The sequence below is a fragment of the Streptomyces sp. NPDC086777 genome, assembly GCF_040702065.1.
In the GTDB taxonomy this organism is placed as follows: Bacteria; Actinomycetota; Actinomycetes; order Streptomycetales; family Streptomycetaceae; genus Streptomyces.
This window is the reverse complement of sequence record NZ_JBFBJI010000004.1, coordinates 209,300-226,252: the sequence shown is the minus strand read 5'-3', so window position 1 is coordinate 226,252 and position 16,953 is coordinate 209,300. Positions and strand designations below refer to the sequence as shown.

Sequence of the window (16,953 nt, the reverse complement as noted above, 5' to 3'; positions counted from 1 at the left end):
CGGCCCCCGTGGCGGAAACCCGCCGTGCTGCCGTCATTTTATATGCGCTGCGGGTTTTTACTGCCGGTTCGCACCATACGTACGTGCCGCCGACCGCCCTCACTCCCGACACCCCTGGTCAGGGCCGGGACCGGCGGTCTAACGTCCGTCCATGGCAGCCTTCGACCCCTGGGACCCGGACTTCCTGGCCGACCCGTACCCCGCGTACGCCGAGCTCCGCGCCCGGGGCCGGGTGCAGTACTTCGAGCCCACGAACCAGTGGCTGGTTCCGCACCACGCCGACGTCTCGGCGCTGCTGCGGGACCGGCGGCTGGGGCGGACGTACCAGCACCGGTTCACGCACGAGGACTTCGGGCGCAGCGCGCCCGCTCCGGAGCACGAGCCGTTCCACACGCTCAACGACCACGGCATGCTCGACCTCGAACCGCCGGACCACACCCGCATCCGCCGCCTGGTGTCGAAGGCGTTCACCCCGCGCACCGTCGAGCGGCTCAAGCCGTACGTGGCCCGGCTCGCCGGAGAGCTCGTCGACGCGCTGGTGCGGAGCGGCGGCGGCGACCTGCTCGCCGACGTCGCCGAACCGCTCCCCGTCGCCGTCATCGCCGAGATGCTGGGCATCCCGGAGGCGGACCGCGCCCCGCTGCGCCCCTGGTCGGCGGAGATCTGCGGAATGTACGAGCTGAACCCGTCCGAGGACACGGCGGCGAAGGCGGTCCGGGCCTCCGTGGAGTTCTCCGACTACCTGCGGGAGCTGATCGCCGAGCGCCGCAAGGAGCCCGGCGACGACCTGATCTCCGGGCTCATCGAGGCGCACGACGAGGGCGACCGGCTCACCGAGCAGGAGATGATCTCCACCGCCGTACTCCTCCTCAACGCGGGCCACGAGGCGACCGTCAACGCCACGGTCAACGGCTGGTACGCGCTCTTCCGCAACCCCGCCCAGCTCGCCGCCCTGCGCGCCGACCACTCCCTGGTCCCCACCGCGATCGAGGAGCTGATGCGCTACGACACCCCGCTCCAGCTCTTCGAACGCTGGGTGCTGGACGAGATCGAGGTGGACGGGACGGTCATCCCCCGCGGCGCCGAGATCGCCATGCTCTTCGGCTCCGCCAACCACGACCCGGCCGTCTTCCGCGACCCCGGCCGCCTCGACCTGACCCGCCGCGACAACCCGCACATCTCCTTCAGCGCGGGCATCCACTACTGCATCGGCGCCCCACTGGCCCGCATCGAACTGGCCGCCTCCATGACGGCCCTGCTGGAGAAGGCCCCCACCCTGACCCTGGCGGCGGAGCCGAGGCGGAAGCCGAACTTCGTGATCCGGGGACTGGAGGGACTGAGCGTGGCGGTGGGGTGATCACCCGCATGCCGACCGAGGTCAGCCGGTGATGTCCCGGCGCCTCAGCCCCACCAGCCCCGCCCCGGTCAGCACCGCCGCCAGCCCGGTCAGGGTCAGTACCGGTCCCCACTCCATCTCGCCGCCCGGCAGCTTGGGCAGGTGGCCGAAGGGGGAGAGGTCGAGGACGAGACGGGGGGCGTCGAGGGCCGGGCCCACCCAGCCGATCAGGAGGACGGCGACGGCCACGCCCCAGGCGGCCGGGGTCAGGCGGGGTGCGACCCCGTACAGCAGCACCGCGACCCCGCCGATCACCCACACCGCCGGGAGCTGCACCAGGCACGCGCCGAGGACCGGGCCGGTCTGCCTGCCGTAGCCGACGGCGAAGCCCGCACCGGCGAGGAGCATGATCAGGGCGGCGCCGGCGAAGGCGACGGTCAGGTGGCCGGCCGCCCAGCGCAGGCGGCCGACCGGGGCGGCGAGCAGGGGTTCGGCGCGGCCCGAGGTCTCCTCGGCGCTCAGGCGGAGGACCGACGCGACGACGTACAGCGCGGCGACCAGCCCCAGCATCCCGACCATCGCGGCGAGGAACGCGTCCGTCAGCCCGCTCTGGCCGCCCATCCGCTCGACGATCTGCCGGGCGCCGTCGCTGCCGCCGACCAGGTCGGCCGCGCCGTCCGTCAGGCCGCCGTAGACCACGCCGGCCAGGAAGAAGCCGAGCGACCAGCCGAGCACGCCGCCCCGCTGGAGCCGCCAGGCGAGCGCGGCGGCGGAGCCGAGGCGGCCGGCGGCCGGGCCGGGACGGGTGGGGAAGAAGCTCATGCCGAGGTCCCGGCGGCCGGCCAGGGCATAGGCGGCCGCGGCCTGCAGCAGGGTCGCCGCCGCGAAGAGCAGCAGGACCCACCAGCGTTCGGCGGCGAACGGGCGCAGGTTCTCCAGCCAGCCGAGCGGGGAGAGCCACGTCCACGCCGACGAACCGTCGCTCGACGCCGAGTCGCCCGCGGCGCGGAGCACGAAGGCCGCGCCCAGGACCGCCGACGTCAGGCCCCTCGCCAGCCGGGCGCTCTCGGTGAACTGGGCGACGATCGCCGCCGTCGTGGCGAAGACCATGCCGGTGGCGCCCAGGCCGAGGCCGAGGGCGAGCGCACCCGCGGTGCCCTGGGCCGCCAGGCCCGCGGCGACGAGCAGCGCGAGCACGGTGTTCGCGACGCCCGCCGCCAGCAGGGCCGCGGTCAGCGACGCCCGGCGGCCCACCGCGCCCGAGGCGACGAGTTCCGCGCGGCCGGTCTCCTCCTCGTCGCGGGTGTGCCGTACGACGACGAGCAGGCCGGTCACGGCCGCGAGGAGCCCGGCGTACACGCCCACCCGCCATGCCGTCAGGGCGCCGAGGGAGGTGTCGTGGAGCGGCCCGATCAGCGCGCGGTAGGAGGCGTTGGCCCGCAGCTGGCGGACCAGGTCGGCGCGTTCGGCGTCCGTGCCGTACAGGCTCTTCAGGGTGTTCGGCATGGAGAGGACCATCAGCGCGTTCACCGCGATCCACACCGGGGTGGTCACGCGGTCGCGGCGGAGCGCGAAGCGCAGCAGGGTGCCGGTGCCGGCGAGGCCGCTCATCGGGCGACCGCCCCGGCCCCGGCCCCGGCCCCGGTCCCGGCCTCGCTCCCGGCCTCGCTCTCGTCCTGGTAGTGGCGGAGGAACAGTTCCTCCAGGGTCGGGGGCGTGGCGGTGAGAGAACGGACACCGGTCCCGGAGAGCGCGCGGAGTACGGCGGTGAGCTGCTCGGTGTCGACCTGGAGGCGGATCCGGTGGCCCTGCACGTCGAGGTCGTGGACGCCGGGCAGGTGCGCCAGCCCGTCGGCCGGACCCGCGAGTTCGGCGGTCACGCTGGTGCGGGTGAGGTGGCGCAGGTCGGCGAGGGAGCCGGACTCGACGGTCCGGCCGGCCCGGATGATGCTGACGCGGTCGCAGAGCTCCTCGACCTCGCTGAGGATGTGCGAGGAGAGCAGGACCGTACGGCCCCGGTCGCGCTCCTCCGCCACGCAGTGCTGGAAGACCTCCTCCATCAGGGGGTCGAGGCCGGAGGTCGGTTCGTCGAGGATCAGCAGGTCGACGTCGGAGGCGAAGGCGGCGACCAGGGCGACCTTCTGGCGGTTGCCCTTGCTGTACGTGCGGCCCTTCTTCGTCGGGTCGAGTTCGAAGCGGTCGATCAGGTCGGCGCGGCGGGACGTGTCCAGGCCCCCGCGCAACCGGCCGTAGAGGTCGATGACCTCGCCGCCGGAGAGGTTGCGCCAGAGGGTGACGTCGCCGGGGACGTAGGCGATCCGGCGGTGCACCTCCACGGCGTCCTTCCAGGGGTCGCGGCCGAGGATCCGGGCGGCGCCGGAGTCGGCGCGCAGCAGGCCGAGCAGGACCCGGATCGTGGTCGACTTCCCGGAGCCGTTGGGGCCGAGGAAGCCGTGCACCTCGCCGGCCTCGACCGCCAGGTCGAGGCCGGCCAGGGCCGGGGTGCGGCCGAAGGACTTGTGGAGCCCGGCGACCGTGATTGCCTTCGTCATGGTTCAGAACGTACGCTGTCTTCAGAAAATTGTGAAGTTAAGGAAGTGTGGAAACCCCGGCTAGGGTGGTGACCATGACTACGGATGCGATGGGGCGCGATCAGGAGGCCGTCTCGAAGTTCGTCGAGAGCTTCGCGGCACAGCTCGTCGAGGCCGGGATGCAGCGCATGCCGGCCCGGATCTTCGCGGCCCTGTTGTCGTCCGACTCGGGTGCCCTGACCTCGGCGGAACTGGGAGAGCAGCTGCAGGTCAGCCCGGCGGCGGTGTCCGGCGGGGTGCGCTATCTCGCCCAGCAGCACATGGTCGCGCGCGAGCGGGAGCCGGGCTCCCGGCGGGAGCGGTACCGGGTGCACAGCAACCAGTGGTACGAGGCCCTCACCAATCGCGAGGCCGTGATCAGGCGCTGGGAGGGGGCGTTGCGGGAGGGCGTCGGCAGCCTCGGCCCCGACACCCCGGCGGGGCGGCGGATGGCCGAGACGCTGGCCTTCTTCGAGTTCGTCGACGACGAGATCGGCAGGATGATGGAGCGCTGGCGGGTCCATCGCGATCGGCTCTTCGGCGAGGGATGACGCCCCGCCGAAGAGCCGGACCCGCCTGTCTCACGCCCGGTTCCGGCGCCTGACCAGGAGCAGGAGACCGCCGCCGAGCAGCAGCGCGGCCGCACCGCAGGCGGCGGCCACGGGCACGGTGCCGCTGCTGCCGGTGGAGGCGAGGGCGCCGGAGCCGCCGGACCCGGAGACCGTCTGCGTCCGGGGGGAGTTGCCGCCGGTGCCGGCGGCTGTCGTCGTGGACGGTGACGCGGAGGCACCCGGCGTCGCGGTGGCGCCGCCCTCGACCTCGACCGTGACGGCCGCCGTGTCGTTGCCGTGGGTGTGGTCGAACGCCATGGTGTTGCCGAAGGCCGTGGTCGCGTGGGCCGCACCGGTGCTGGTCGCGGCGTTCGCGCGGATCCGCAGCCCGAAGTCGAAGGAGCGGGTGTCCCCGACGGTGAACGTGTTCGGACTCGACTGGCAGATGTACTGCGCCGCGCCCGGCGTCTGCTCGCCGGTACCGGACTTCGCCTCGTCGTTCCACGGGCTGCAGTGGGCGGGGATCTTCTCCGCCCTGGTGCCGGTGGGGACGGTCACCAGAAGCGCCGGCTGGTCGTCGCTGGCGTTGTAACCCACCCAGCCCGGACCCTTGTTGCCCAGGGAGACGGTCACGTGCACCAGGTCGCCCGGTGCGCCCTCGGCGGTGGCGCCGCCCGCGACCATGTCGGCGGTGTTGTCGGCGTCGATGTGCTGCCGGTCGATCGCCGTGCCGTCGGTGGCGGCGCCCCCGGCGGCGACGAGGGAGAGCACGGGACCGTCCCCCGGCTTCGGCGCGCTACCGGACAGGGGCAGCGCCTCGTGGCTGAAGTACTCGAACAGGGCCTGGTCCGTCACGTCCAGCCCGACCGGCTGGTCCACCCGGTAGCTCTTGCCGGGCTCGATCACCGTGTCGAACGTGCACAGCGCCTGCTCGGTGAGGTCGTAGCCTTCCGCACTCTCCTTGGAGTACACGCAGTTGGAGTAGTGCTGCGCGTAGCTGAGCCCGACGGTGGTGCGCATCCGCAGCTGTACCCCGTCGGCGGCCAGGGTGCCGACGTTGCTGATCGTGACCGGGGCGTCGACCGTCGATCCGGGCTTGTCGCCCTTGCGGTCCGCCAGCCGGTTGACCCTCAGGGCGGTGGTGCCCACGGTCACCTTCGCGGTGGTGGAGACCACGGTGCCGTTCGACGATGTGCCGCTGAGGGTCACCGTGCCGGTGGTGCCGAGCGGGGTGCCGGGCTTGGCGCTCAGGCCGATGACCGAGCCGGCCGCCTCGCCCTCGGGGACGTCACGGACGGGCCAGGTGTAGACGTGGTCGGCGGGCACGGGCGCGTCCGTGGTGACCCAGTCGATGACGTTGCTCAGATCCGCGCTGACGATGACGTCCTTGGCGGTGCCGGGGCCGTCGTTGCGCAGGCCCCAGCTCACCATCGTCGGGTCGCCCGGCGTCGGCGGCATCGGCAGGCCCAGGTGGTCGTCCTGGAGCCAGATGTGCACGACCGGGCCGTCGGCGGCCTGGGCGGACGTCACGGGCAGCCATGCGGCGACCGCGGCCGCGAAGACTGCCAGCGCGGCCCCGAATCGGTGCCGACGGTTGGTCATGGTGACTCCTCCCGGCGGGGCGGACCTCGCCCCTGCACACCACTCAGACACCCGGTGCACGCCGATGGTTGTCCGCGAGTTCACCGTCCGGCCGGTTCGAAGCGGCCGCCGTGCCGGTTCGAACGGGCACGGCGGCGCCGCACCCCTACCGTTCCCTCGTCTCCTCCAGCACCGTCCGCCCCAGCAGCGCGTACCGCTCGGGCGACCGCCGCTTGAGGTACTGGGCGTAGCCGACGCCCGTGCCCGCGACCAGCGCCACCAGCCACGGCGTCGCCTTCAGCAGCAGTGAGCCGGACTCGGCGCCCGCCGCGGCGCCCATGTTGGACACCAGCAGGGCGACCACGCCGAGCATCGCGATGCCGCCGACGAGCGGGGCGGTGAAGGTCCTGAACCAGTGCCGGCTCTCGGGGTGGTTCCGGCGGAAGTAGACCAGCACCGCGAAGGAGCAGACCGCCTGCACGACCAGGATCGCCATGGTGCCGAGGATGGCGAGCAGGACGTAGAGGGCGTTGTACGGGTCCTTGCCCGCGATCCAGAACGCGGCGATCAGGACCGCGGAGATCACCGTCTGGACCAGGCCCGCGATGTGCGGGGAGCCGTGCCGGGCGTGGGTGCGGCCGACGGTGTTGCGCAGCTTCGGCAGGACGCCCTCGCGGCCCAGCGCGTACATGTAGCGGGCGGCGCAGTTGTGGAAGGCCATGCCGCAGGCCAGCGAGCCGGTGATCATCAGCCACTGCATGAGGACGACCGCCCAGTGGCCGACGTAGTGCTCGGTCGGGTCGAAGAAGAGCGCGAGCGGGTTGGCCGACGAAGCCGCCTTCACGGCCGCCGCCTCGCCGTTGCCGGTGATGGCCATCCAGGACACGAAGACGTAGAAGACGCCGACGCCGAGGACCGAGATCATCGTCGCCCTGGGGATGATCCTCTTCGGGTCGCGGGACTCCTCGCCGTACATCGCCGTGGACTCGAAGCCGACCCAGGACCAGAAGGCGAAGAAGAGGCCGAGGCCGGCGCTGGTCCCCTTGAAGGCGTTGACCGGGTTGACCGGGGCGAAGGTGAAGCCGTGCGGGCCGCCGCCGTGCAGGGCGACGGAAACGGCCATGGCCGCGAGGACGGTGACCTCGGTGCCCAGGAGCACGACGAGCAGCTTCTCGGCGACGCTGACGCCGAACCAGGTGCCGGTCGCGTTGACGGCCAGCATCAGGATCGCGAACGCCCACCACGGGACGTCGAGCCCGGTCTGGTCCTTGAGCGTCGTGTTGGCGAAGACCGAGAAGATGCCGATCAGCGCCGGTTCGAAGACGACGTACGCGAAGGTGGCGAGCAGCCCCGAGGCCAGGCCCGCGGTGCGGCCGAGGCCGTAGGAGATGAAGCCGTAGAAGGCGCCCGTCGAGGTGATGTGCCTCGCCATCGACGTGAAGCCGACGGAAAAGATTGCCAGGACGACCATTGCGACGAGATAGCTCGCGGGGGCGCCGATGCCGTTGCCCGACGACACCATGAAGGGCACGTTGCCGGTCATCGCGGTGATCGGCGCGGCGGTCGCGACGGCCATGAAGACCACCCCGAGCAGGCCGATCGCGTTGGGCTTGAGCCGGTGAACCGTGCCTTCGCCGGGGGTGTTCCCGGCTGATTCCGTCGCCGGGGCGACTCCTTCGTCCACTGCCATCGGGCTGGCCCCTCTCCTGCGGTCCGTCGGCTGTACCGGACCGGAACTCTGCCGGGCGAATGAGTCCGCCGAGGCTGTCGGGGCGTTAAATGTTTGTCAATCAGACCTTTGGAGAACCGGCCGGGGGCCTGGCCTGTCCCGGGCGGGGGCAAAGGGTGAAAGCGATCACGGGCGTTTCGACTGCGCCTTGGACACCGCCGGCCTCCTGGCGCCCGGGTCGGACGAGTCGCCCGAGTCGGACGAGACCTGACGGCTCACGATGATCCCGGCACCGTGAGCCCCCACCCTCTCTCCACCACCCGCCAGGTCCGCCGCCGCACCGGACCCGCCAGGCCGCCGTCCGCCCGGTAGCGGAAGTCCGCCCCCGTCACCGTCACCGTGCGACCCGCGGCCCGCACCGGGGTCGCCTCCGCGCCCACCGACAGCGGGCGCACCTCCACCTCGGCGAGGCCACCGGAGCCGCCCGGGGCGACCGAGATGCCCTCGACCGGCTGGTCCAGGTCCACGACCGTCTCGCCGTCGACCTCCACCCGCAGCCGCGCGGGCGGCCCGGGCACCGCGGGGGCCGGGGCCGGCCGCACGGACCAGGAGCGCACGAGGTTCTGGTACGGCCGCAGCCACCCCCGGGCCGGCACCGGCTCCGGGGCCCTGGCCGCCGCGGCCGCCGGCGGCGGGATCCGCAGCGCGCCCAGCACCACCCCGTCGCTGTCGTCGACGAGGAGGTCCATCCGGCGCTCCACCCCGTCCAGGACCGCCCGCGCCGCCGCTACCGCACCGGTCGGCACCCCCAGCGCGTGCGCGACGCCCAGCGCGCCCCCGACCGGGACCACGGACAGCACGCAGTCGGCCAGCTCCCGCCTGCGGTGCAGAAAGGTCACCGCACGGACCAGGGCGCCGTCGTCCCCCACCACCACCGGCCGCCGCGAGCCCCTGCGGGACAGCACCCGGGCGAATTCCTCGGGCCCCTCCGGCATGCACACCTTCGCGGCCGCACCCGCGCTGAGCACGTCTTTCGCGATCCGGACGGATTCACCGTCCGTTTCCCTCGCCGCCGGATCGATGATCACCAGCAGCTGATCGGACCTCGCGAAAGTCGCCACCTCGGTCCTGCCTCGCTTCCTCGGGTAGCATCACTGTGCAAGAGCCCCTTGCGCTATTGCGCCAGGGGCTTCGTCTATTCCGGGGCATCCGGTCCGACGGTTGTGCGGCCAACGACGGTCGCGGTGGTACGCGGCGACGAACCTTACGCGTACGCCCCTGACCTTGGACATGCCCCGCCCGGAAGGGGTGTACGCGCGTGCCCGCACTTGTGCTGCTCGGTGCTCAGTGGGGTGACGAAGGCAAGGGAAAGGCGACGGATCTGCTGGGCGGATCCGTCGACTACGTGGTGCGATACCAGGGTGGCAACAACGCCGGCCACACGGTCGTCGTCGGCGACCAGAAGTATGCGCTCCACCTCCTCCCTTCCGGAATCCTCTCGCCCACGTGTGTCCCGGTCATCGGCAACGGTGTCGTCGTCGACCCGTCGGTCCTGCTCTCCGAGCTGAGCGGTCTGAACGAGCGTGGCGTCGACACGTCCAAGCTCCTCATCAGCGGTAACGCGCACATCATCACGCCGTACAACGTGACCGTCGACAAGGTGACGGAACGCTTCCTCGGCAAGCGGAAGATCGGTACGACGGGGCGCGGCATCGGCCCGACCTACGCCGACAAGATCAACCGGGTCGGCATCCGGGTCCAGGACCTCTACGACGAGTCGATCCTGACCCAGAAGGTCGAGGCGGCCCTCGACGTCAAGAACCAGATGCTGACCAAGCTCTACAACCGGCGCGCCATCGCCGTCGACCAGGTCGTCGAGGAGCTGCTGACCTACGCGGACAAGCTCGCCCCGTACGTCGCCGACACGGTCCTGGTCCTCAACCGGGCCCTGGAGGAGGACAAGGTCGTCCTGTTCGAGGGCGGCCAGGGCACGCTCCTGGACATCGACCACGGCACGTACCCCTTCGTCACCTCGTCCAACCCGACGGCCGGTGGCGCCTGCACCGGCTCCGGCGTGGGCCCGACGAAGATCAGCCGGGTCATCGGCATCCTCAAGGCCTACACGACCCGCGTCGGCGCCGGCCCGTTCCCGACCGAGCTCTTCGACGCGGACGGTGAGGCGCTGCGCAGGATCGGCGGCGAGCGGGGCGTCACCACCGGCCGGGACCGCCGCTGCGGCTGGTTCGACGCGGTCATCGCCCGCTACGCGACCCGCGTGAACGGCCTGACCGACTTCTTCCTCACCAAGCTCGACGTGCTCACCGGCTGGGAGCAGATCCCGGTCTGCGTCGCGTACGAGATCGACGGCAAGCGCGTCGAGGAACTCCCGTACTCCCAGACCGACTTCCACCATGCGAAGCCGGTCTACGAGACGCTGCCCGGCTGGTCCGAGGACATCACGAAGGCCAAGTCCTTCTCCGACCTGCCGAAGAACGCGCAGGCGTACGTGAAGGCGCTGGAGGAGATGTCCGGCGCCCCGATCTCCGCGATCGGCGTGGGCCCTGGCCGGGACGAGACGATCGAGATCAACTCGTTCCTGTAAGTTATGTGTACGCGCGTCCACTTGGGCCGGTCTTGGGAATCCTTGACCGGCCCTTGGGCATTCCGTGGTTACGCCGGTAACGGGCGACGGTCAGCATCTACGCGGGTAGCCCGCCGCCTCCCGCCCGCCACACCCGTCCTCTCCAGGAGTCCTGAATGCCCGTCAATCCCATGAACCGCCGTGAGTTCGTGCAGAAGTCGGCCGTCACCGGCGCCGCCGTGGCCGTCGCGGGAACGGTCGGCACCGGCACCGCCCAGGCCGCCGAGGCCGGCCACGGTCACGCCAAGCCGCCGAAGGCGCCCAAGACGTGGAGCTTCTCCATCCTGGGCACCACCGACCTGCACAGCCACGTCTTCAACTGGGACTACTACACCAACGCGGCGCCCGTGGACTCCAAGGGCAACACCTACGGCATCGCCCGCATCGCGACCCTGGTGAAGAACATCCGCGAGGAGAAGGGCGCGGACCGGGTCCTGCTCGTCGACGCCGGCGACATCATCCAGGGCACCTCGCTCGCCTCCTACTACGCGAGCGTCGACCCGATCACCGGCAAGAACGGCAAGCGCGGCCCCAAGCACCCCATGGCGATCGCCATGAACGAGATGCGCTACGACGCGGCGGCCCTCGGCAACCACGAGTTCAACTACGGCATCGAGACGGTCCGCACCTTCGAGAAGCAGTGCGACTTCCCGCTGCTCGGCGCCAACGCCCTGGACGCCAAGACGCTCAGGCCCGCCTTCCGGCCCTACACCGTCAAGCACATCAAGGTCCCGCACGGCCCGGACATCAAGGTCGGCATCCTCGGCCTCACCAACCCGGGCATCGCCCTGTGGGACAAGGACAACGTCTCCGGGAAGATGGCCTTCACGGGCCTGGTCGAGCAGGCGAAGAAGTACGTGCCCCGGCTGCGCGCCCTCGGCTGCGACGTCGTCTTCCTCACCGACCACTCGGGCCTGGACGGCTCGACCTCGTGGGGCGACGAACTCCCCTACGTGGAGAACGCGTCGAACCTGGTCGCCGAACAGGTCCCCGGCATCGACGCGATCCTCGTCGGCCACACCCACGTCGACGTCCCGTCGTACACGGTGAAGAACGCGGAGACCGGCGAGGACGTCCTCCTCTCCGAGCCGTACTGCTACGGCTACCGCCTCTCCCGCTTCGACTTCGAGCTGGAGCACGTGCGCGGCTCCTGGAAGGTCACCAAGAAGACGGCCACCACCCTGAACAGCAACACGGTCGCCGAGGACCCGCGGATCACCGAACTCCTCACCGCCGACCACAACCTGGTGGTCAAGTACGTCAACACCGCGATCGGCACCTGCACCGCGGCGATGTCGACGGCGGAGGCCTGCTGGAAGGACGTCCCCGCCATCGACTTCATCCAGCAGGTCCAGATGGACGCGGTGAAGGCGGGCCTGTCGGCGGCGGACGCCGCGCTCCCGCTGATCTCGGTGGCCGCGTGCTTCAGCCGCACGGCCACCATCCCGGCCGGTGACGTCACCATCCGCGACGTCGCGGGCCTGTACGTCTACGAGAACACCCTGTACGGCAAGAAGCTCACCGGCGCCCAGCTCAAGGACTACCTGGAGTACGCGGCGAAGTACTACCACCAGGTCCCGGCCGGCACGGCGGTGGACACCGCCACCCTCACCAACGCCAACAGCTTCTGGGACTACATGTACGACATGGCGGCCGGCGTCGACTACGAGATCGACATCGCCGCCGCCGAGGGCTCCCGCATCAAGAACCTCACCTACAACGGCACCGCGGTCGCCGACGACCAGGTCTTCGTCGTCGCCGTCAACAACTACCGCGCCAACGGCGGCTCCGGCTACCCGCACATCGCCGCCGCCGAGATCGCCTACAGCTCCACCAACCAGGTCCGCGACCTGATGGTCGCCTACGCCACGGCCAAGGGCACCATCGACCCGGCGGCCTTCGCCGCCACCAACTGGAAGCTGACGCAGGGCGGCACGCCGGTCTTCTAGTCCCGCACAGCCGCACGGGTGGTGGCCCCCCCTCGGGTGGGGTCACCACTTTTCCTCCCCTTGAACATCGTTGCCGCTCATGAGCCTGCGGAGGCCGTTCCCGGCCGTCGGCCCGGCGGCTCCCCGAACTCAGAGCTGCGTGGCGGCGCGGACCAGTCCGGCGACGGCCCGGGAGCGGCTGTGCGGCGGCCACGCGATCACGGTGGTGACCGGCGGCGCGTCCACCACCGGTACGGCGGCGAGGTCCTCGCGCAGCAGGGCCCGGACGGACTCCGGCACGACGCAGCAGGCGCGGCCCAGCGCGATCAGCTGGTACAGCTGGGCCTGGTCCCGGACCTCCGGCCCCGGCCCCTCCGGGTACCTGCCGTCGCGGCCCCGCCAGCGCGCCAGGGGCAGCCCGGCAAGCTCGGCGGCCTCGGCCGTCCGCACCTGCTCGCGGCCGGCGAGGGGATGCCCGGCCGGCACCACCAGCACCTGGCCCTCCGTCAGCAGTTCCTCGCTGTCGAAGCCCGCCGTGGAGTCGAACGGCAGGTGCAGCAGCGCCACGTCGGCCCTTCCGTCACGCAGCATCCGCTCCTGCTCGCCGACCCCGCACAGCAGCAGATCGACGGCGACCGCGTCCGGTTCGGCGGCGTAGGCGTCGAGCACCTTCGCCAGCAGTTCGCCGGACGCGCCCGCCTTCGTGGCCAGCACCACGCCCGGTCGGCCGGACGCGGCGAGCGCCGCGCGCCGGGTGCGCTGCTCGGCGGCCGCCACCGCGTCCAGCGCCGCCCGGGCCTCCCGCAGCAGCACCGACCCGGCCTCGGTCAGGGCGACCGCGCGGCTGGTGCGTTCCAGCAGCGTCGCCCCGAGGCGCCGTTCCAGCCGGCTGATCGCCCGCGACAGCGGGGGCTGCGCCATCCCGAGCCGCTGGGCCGCCCGCCCGAAGTGCAGCTCCTCGGCGACTGCCACGAAGTACCGCAACTCCCGCGTCTCCACGTCCTCATGCTACCGATCCGGCCGGGATCGATACCCCTGCGGTATCGCTGCCCACCCGATCGGTCCTGGCCCACCATCCCGGCCCCGGACAGGATCGAAGCATGACCGAACAGCAGAAGACCGCGCTGGTCACCGGCGCGAACAAGGGCATCGGACACGAGATCGCGGCAGGCCTCGGCGCCCTCGGCTGGCGCGTCGGCGTCGGCGCGCGCGACGAGGAACGCCGCGAGAGTGCCGTGGCCAAGCTGCGGGCGGCCGGCGTCGACGCGTTCGGCGTGCCGCTGGACGTCACCGACGACGCGAGCGTGACGGCGGCCGCCGCGCTGGTCGAGGACCTCGCCGGACACCTCGACGCCCTCGTCAACAACGCCGGTGTCACCGGCGGCATGGCACAGACACCGACCACCGCCGACCTCGCGACGGTACGGGAGGCCGTCGAGACCAACGTCATCGGCGTCATCCGCGTCACCAACGCGATGCTGCCGCTGCTGCGCCGCTCGCCGTCCCCGCGGATCGTCAACGTGTCCAGCAGCGTCGGCTCCCTCACCCGGCAGACCGCGCCCGGCGCCGAAATGGGCCCGGTCGCCGTCGCCTACTCACCGTCCAAGACGTTCCTCAACGGCGTCACCGTCCAGTACGCCAGGGAACTCAAAGGCACGAACATCCTGATCAACCTCGCCTGCCCCGGCTACTGCGCAACCGACCTCAACGGCTTCCAGGGCCACCGCACCCCGCAACAGGGCGCGGCGACCGCGATCCGCCTCGCCACCCTGCCGGACGACGGCCCGACCGGCCGCTTCTTCGACGACGACGGGGAGGTGCCCTGGTGACTCACCCCGGTTGAGTAGCTCTACTCAGGCGGGGACGCACCGACGGCGGTGAGATGGGGGACATGAGCTTTCCGCCGTCTCCTTACCCGCCGTTCCCGGCGCCGCGTCCCGTGCCGCGCAGTCCGTTCGGGGCCGTCTTCGCCGTGGCGGCCGGGCTGCTGCTCGCGGTCGCGGTCGCCGTCAACGGGCTGTTGTTCTTCGGCATGGCCTTCGCCGGTGACAGCTGCGGCACCTCGGCCGGGACAGCGCGGTTCTGCGACGACTCCGGCGTCTGGATACTCGTCGCGATGCTCGGGCCCTGGGTCGCGCTGGGCGCCGCGGTCGTCACGGTCGTGCTCGGGGCGGTCCAGGCCAGGCGGCCGTGGACCGCGCTGGCGGTGGGCGTGCTGGTGTATGCGGCTGGGCCCGCGCTCGCCCTCTTCACCGTCTTCGGCTAGACGCTTCGCCGTCATTCGTCTGCGGCGCCGTCGTGGCTGGTCGCGCAGTTCCCCGCGCCCCTACGGGGCGCTATTCGTCCCCGGCGGGGAGCAGGAGCCGCTCGTGCTCGTCCTGCCGCAGGGGGAGCCGGAACGCGTTGGCCGTGTTGACGAGGTAGTCGATGGCGATCTCCGCCTCGTCGTTGGCCACGAGGTCACGGACCGATTCGAGGGCCCGGATGCTCTCGCCCCGGGCCGAGGTGCAGCGCCCGACGGCGTCGACCACCGCCAGGATATCGGCCTCCGCGGAATCGCTGACGCTCACACGGCCGACCCGAGGAAGGCGGCCCAGGCGGCGGGGGAGAGGGTGAGGTGGGGGCCGGTGGGGGCCGTCTTGGAGTCGCGGATGTGGATGGCTTGGGGGCAGGGGGATATTTCGAGGCAGTTCCCGCCGCCGTCGTCGCTGTAGGAGGACTTGCGCCAGGTGTAGGCGGTTTCGAGGCATTGCCCGCCGCTGTCGTTGCTGTAGCTCGACTTGAACCAATGCAGGGTGCTCGTCATGTCCGCTCTTCTCCTGCCAACTTTCGGATGAGGCTCAGCGAGTCGTCCGAGCTCAGCGCCTGAGTTCGGATCTTCGCATAACGGTGGGTGAGGCGAGCGACCTTTGCTGGATCGCTGACCAGCACACTTTCGTCCTCGATCTCCATGTAGACCAGGCGGGGGTGGTCCTTGGTCTCCACCAGCTGCATGTCACCGCGTGCGCCCGCATGGCCGATCCGCAACCCCCGCCCCATCGGCATGACTTGGACGCTCACATTGTCCCTCTCCGCGTCCTCCGCGAGCGACCGCAATTGGTCGCGCAGTACCTCCCAGTTCCCGAACGGCCGCCGCAGTACCGACTCCTCCAGGATCAGCTCGATCATCGCCGTCGGCTCCGCCCGGTCGAACAGTGCACGCCGCGCCACCCGCGCCTCGACCAGCTCCTCCACCTTCTCCTCCGGCAGCTTCGGGAAGCCCCCGCCGATCAGCGCCCGTGCGTACTCCGGCGTCTGGAACAGGCCGTCGACCACGAACGTCTGGTACGACGACAACGTCACCGCCTCCTGCTCCACCAGCGCGAAGTTCTTGAACTGGGCCGGATACCTGTCCAGCAGTACGAACTTGCGCGCCTTCTCGAAGATGCCCAGCCCGCCGCCGATCGTGTCCTCCAGCTTGGCGAGCATCTTGTCGCTGGCGGGCTGCGCTCCCGTCTCCATGGCGCTGATCGCGGAGCCGGTGTAGCCGATGCGTTTACCCAACTCCTCCTGTGTCAATTCCTGTTGCTCGCGGAAGGCCTTTGCGAGGGCGGCCAGGAGCTGTGCCGTGCTGCCCGCTTCCGCCTTGTTCTCAGCCCGAGCCATTGCGGTCACCCCCGAACTCAACCGAACTCAAACGGTCACCACCACAGGACCCCGAATTCCCAGAGTTTGCAGCTCTTGACTCTGGGTTATGGCGACGGTAGCTCCACCTGCCGACACTGGTCCCATGAACACGCAAAGTGACCAGCCAAACCTCGGCTGGCTCCCGGCCACCGGCGTTCAACTCCGCAAAGCGGGGGTCCAGTTCGACGCCGTGCGGGTGGACGACGGGGAGTGGGGGCGGCGGCTCGCCGACCGGCTTGCGCAGCTGACCGGGGGTGACCCCGGGCCTGTCATCGAGGTCGCCAGTGGGCGGCGGTGTGTGTACTTCCTGGTGCCGGCCGGGAGTACGGATCACCTGCCCTGGCCTGCGGAGGTGACCAGGCTGACCGCGGTTCCGGCGCGGGTGTCGTACATCCCGGTTCCCGCGCTGGACGACATGACCTGGCCGCTGTCGTGGCGCTACCGGCCGACCGCGCGCGGCCGTTTCGTGCACACGCGACTGCTGCGTTCCGCGCTTCACTCGCCGGAGTGAAATTCGTCAACGCAGCGACAGGAAAAAGGGATTGTGGCTTGCGTTCGCTGCTTTGTGGGGCCCTAGAGTCACGATCAACAGATTGCCCCCGCGGTGCGCCAACACCCGGGGGCTCGACACCTGGAGAAGCCACTCCTGATGCGCGTTCATCGTATGGCGCCCGTGCGCGCCTTCGCAGCTCTTGCCCGCTCCCGTTTCGGGGACCGACGCCTGTCCTGGGGAGCGGCGGGCGTACTGACGTACCTCCTGGGGCTGCCGGACGGGTCCTGGATCACCGAGCGCATCCTCGCCGAGCGGCGCCGGGAGGGGTGCATGTCGGTCGTCGCCTCCCTGTGTGAGCTGGAGGAACGGCGTTATCTGCGGCGGGTGGTGTGGCGGGACCCGGTGACCCGGCAGTACTCGACGGTCTGCGAGGTGTTCGAGAGGCCGTACGAATCCGCGACACCGACGGGTGAAATGCAAAAAGTTCGCCTTGTGGCGGCCTAGAAAGCAGAGAAGGG

The 16,953-nt window shown here is 71.0% G+C and carries 17 protein-coding genes; 8 read left to right on the top strand and 9 right to left on the bottom strand.

Annotated features, from left to right (window positions below):
- Nucleotides 1-151 precede the first annotated feature (151 nt).
- Nucleotides 152-1,357: a cytochrome P450 gene (locus AB0472_RS07890; RefSeq protein ID WP_366354365.1), complete on the top strand. Its 1,206-nt coding sequence runs from the start codon at nt 152-154 to the stop codon at nt 1,355-1,357.
- A gap of 21 nt (nt 1,358-1,378) precedes the next feature.
- Here AB0472_RS07890 and AB0472_RS07885 read toward each other — a convergent pair whose 3' ends face one another.
- Nucleotides 1,379-2,947 carry an ABC transporter permease gene (locus AB0472_RS07885; RefSeq protein ID WP_366354364.1) on the bottom strand — a complete coding sequence of 523 codons (1,569 nt, stop codon included), beginning with the start codon at nt 2,945-2,947 and terminating at the stop codon, nt 1,379-1,381.
- Entirely contained in the window at nt 2,944-3,888 is a 945-nt protein-coding gene (locus tag AB0472_RS07880) for an ABC transporter ATP-binding protein (RefSeq protein ID WP_366354363.1), read from the bottom strand. Before AB0472_RS07880 ends, AB0472_RS07885 begins: the two co-directional genes overlap by 4 nt.
- Nucleotides 3,889-3,962: 74 nt before the next feature.
- On the opposite strand from AB0472_RS07880, the gene AB0472_RS07875 reads away from it, so the two are divergent.
- On the top strand, nt 3,963-4,457 hold the full coding sequence (locus tag AB0472_RS07875; protein ID WP_366354362.1) for a MarR family transcriptional regulator: 495 nt from the start codon (nt 3,963-3,965) through the stop codon (nt 4,455-4,457).
- 30 nt (nt 4,458-4,487) lie between these two features.
- Here AB0472_RS07875 and AB0472_RS07870 read toward each other — a convergent pair whose 3' ends face one another.
- The 3 genes from AB0472_RS07870 to AB0472_RS07860 form a co-directional block, all read right to left on the bottom strand.
- Nucleotides 4,488-6,059, bottom strand: coding sequence for an LPXTG cell wall anchor domain-containing protein (locus AB0472_RS07870; protein ID WP_366354360.1), 1,572 nt, complete (start codon nt 6,057-6,059; stop codon nt 4,488-4,490).
- A 145-nt stretch (nt 6,060-6,204) separates the two neighbouring features.
- A complete protein-coding gene (locus AB0472_RS07865; RefSeq protein ID WP_366354358.1) occupies nt 6,205-7,728 on the bottom strand; it encodes an APC family permease in 1,524 nt (507 codons plus the stop codon).
- 254 nt (nt 7,729-7,982) lie between these two features.
- On the bottom strand, nt 7,983-8,828 hold the full coding sequence (locus AB0472_RS07860; protein ID WP_366354356.1) for a diacylglycerol kinase family protein: 846 nt from the start codon (nt 8,826-8,828) through the stop codon (nt 7,983-7,985).
- 197 nt (nt 8,829-9,025) lie between these two features.
- On the opposite strand from AB0472_RS07860, the gene AB0472_RS07855 reads away from it, so the two are divergent.
- Together AB0472_RS07855 and AB0472_RS07850 are read left to right on the top strand one after the other, a co-directional pair.
- A complete protein-coding gene (locus AB0472_RS07855) occupies nt 9,026-10,309 on the top strand; it encodes an adenylosuccinate synthase (protein ID WP_366354354.1) in 1,284 nt (427 codons plus the stop codon).
- Between the two features lie 155 nt (nt 10,310-10,464).
- On the top strand, nt 10,465-12,297 hold the full coding sequence (locus AB0472_RS07850) for a 5'-nucleotidase C-terminal domain-containing protein (RefSeq protein ID WP_366354353.1): 1,833 nt from the start codon (nt 10,465-10,467) through the stop codon (nt 12,295-12,297).
- Nucleotides 12,298-12,426: 129 nt separating this feature from the next.
- Here the strand turns inward: AB0472_RS07850 and AB0472_RS07845 are convergent, their stop codons facing one another.
- A complete protein-coding gene (locus AB0472_RS07845; protein ID WP_366354351.1) occupies nt 12,427-13,275 on the bottom strand; it encodes a LysR family transcriptional regulator in 849 nt (282 codons plus the stop codon).
- Nucleotides 13,276-13,376: 101 nt separating this feature from the next.
- Between AB0472_RS07845 and AB0472_RS07840 the strand changes: the two genes are divergently transcribed.
- Nucleotides 13,377-14,105 carry an SDR family oxidoreductase gene (locus AB0472_RS07840; protein WP_366354350.1) on the top strand — a complete coding sequence of 243 codons (729 nt, stop codon included), beginning with the start codon at nt 13,377-13,379 and terminating at the stop codon, nt 14,103-14,105.
- Nucleotides 14,106-14,167: 62 nt separating this feature from the next.
- A complete protein-coding gene (locus tag AB0472_RS07835) occupies nt 14,168-14,542 on the top strand; it encodes a hypothetical protein (protein WP_366354349.1) in 375 nt (124 codons plus the stop codon).
- A gap of 70 nt (nt 14,543-14,612) precedes the next feature.
- On the opposite strand, the gene AB0472_RS07830 is transcribed toward AB0472_RS07835, so the two are convergent.
- From AB0472_RS07830 to AB0472_RS07820, 3 genes are read right to left on the bottom strand one after another with little or no spacing between them, the layout of a single operon-like run.
- Complete coding sequence (locus AB0472_RS07830; RefSeq protein WP_366354348.1) at nt 14,613-14,846, bottom strand: hypothetical protein; 234 nt, start codon at nt 14,844-14,846, stop codon at nt 14,613-14,615.
- A complete protein-coding gene (locus AB0472_RS07825; protein ID WP_366354346.1) occupies nt 14,843-15,082 on the bottom strand; it encodes a DUF397 domain-containing protein in 240 nt (79 codons plus the stop codon). The genes AB0472_RS07830 and AB0472_RS07825 overlap by 4 nt, the downstream gene beginning before the upstream one ends.
- On the bottom strand, nt 15,079-15,921 hold the full coding sequence (locus tag AB0472_RS07820) for a helix-turn-helix transcriptional regulator (protein WP_366354345.1): 843 nt from the start codon (nt 15,919-15,921) through the stop codon (nt 15,079-15,081). The genes AB0472_RS07825 and AB0472_RS07820 overlap by 4 nt, the downstream gene beginning before the upstream one ends.
- Nucleotides 15,922-16,045: 124 nt before the next feature.
- Between AB0472_RS07820 and AB0472_RS07815 the strand changes: the two genes are divergently transcribed.
- Together AB0472_RS07815 and AB0472_RS07810 are read left to right on the top strand one after the other, a co-directional pair.
- Complete coding sequence (locus tag AB0472_RS07815; RefSeq protein ID WP_366354343.1) at nt 16,046-16,453, top strand: hypothetical protein; 408 nt, start codon at nt 16,046-16,048, stop codon at nt 16,451-16,453.
- 138 nt (nt 16,454-16,591) lie between these two features.
- Nucleotides 16,592-16,939 carry a hypothetical protein gene (locus AB0472_RS07810; RefSeq protein ID WP_366354342.1) on the top strand — a complete coding sequence of 116 codons (348 nt, stop codon included), beginning with the start codon at nt 16,592-16,594 and terminating at the stop codon, nt 16,937-16,939.
- The last annotated feature ends 14 nt before the right edge of the window (nt 16,940-16,953 follow it).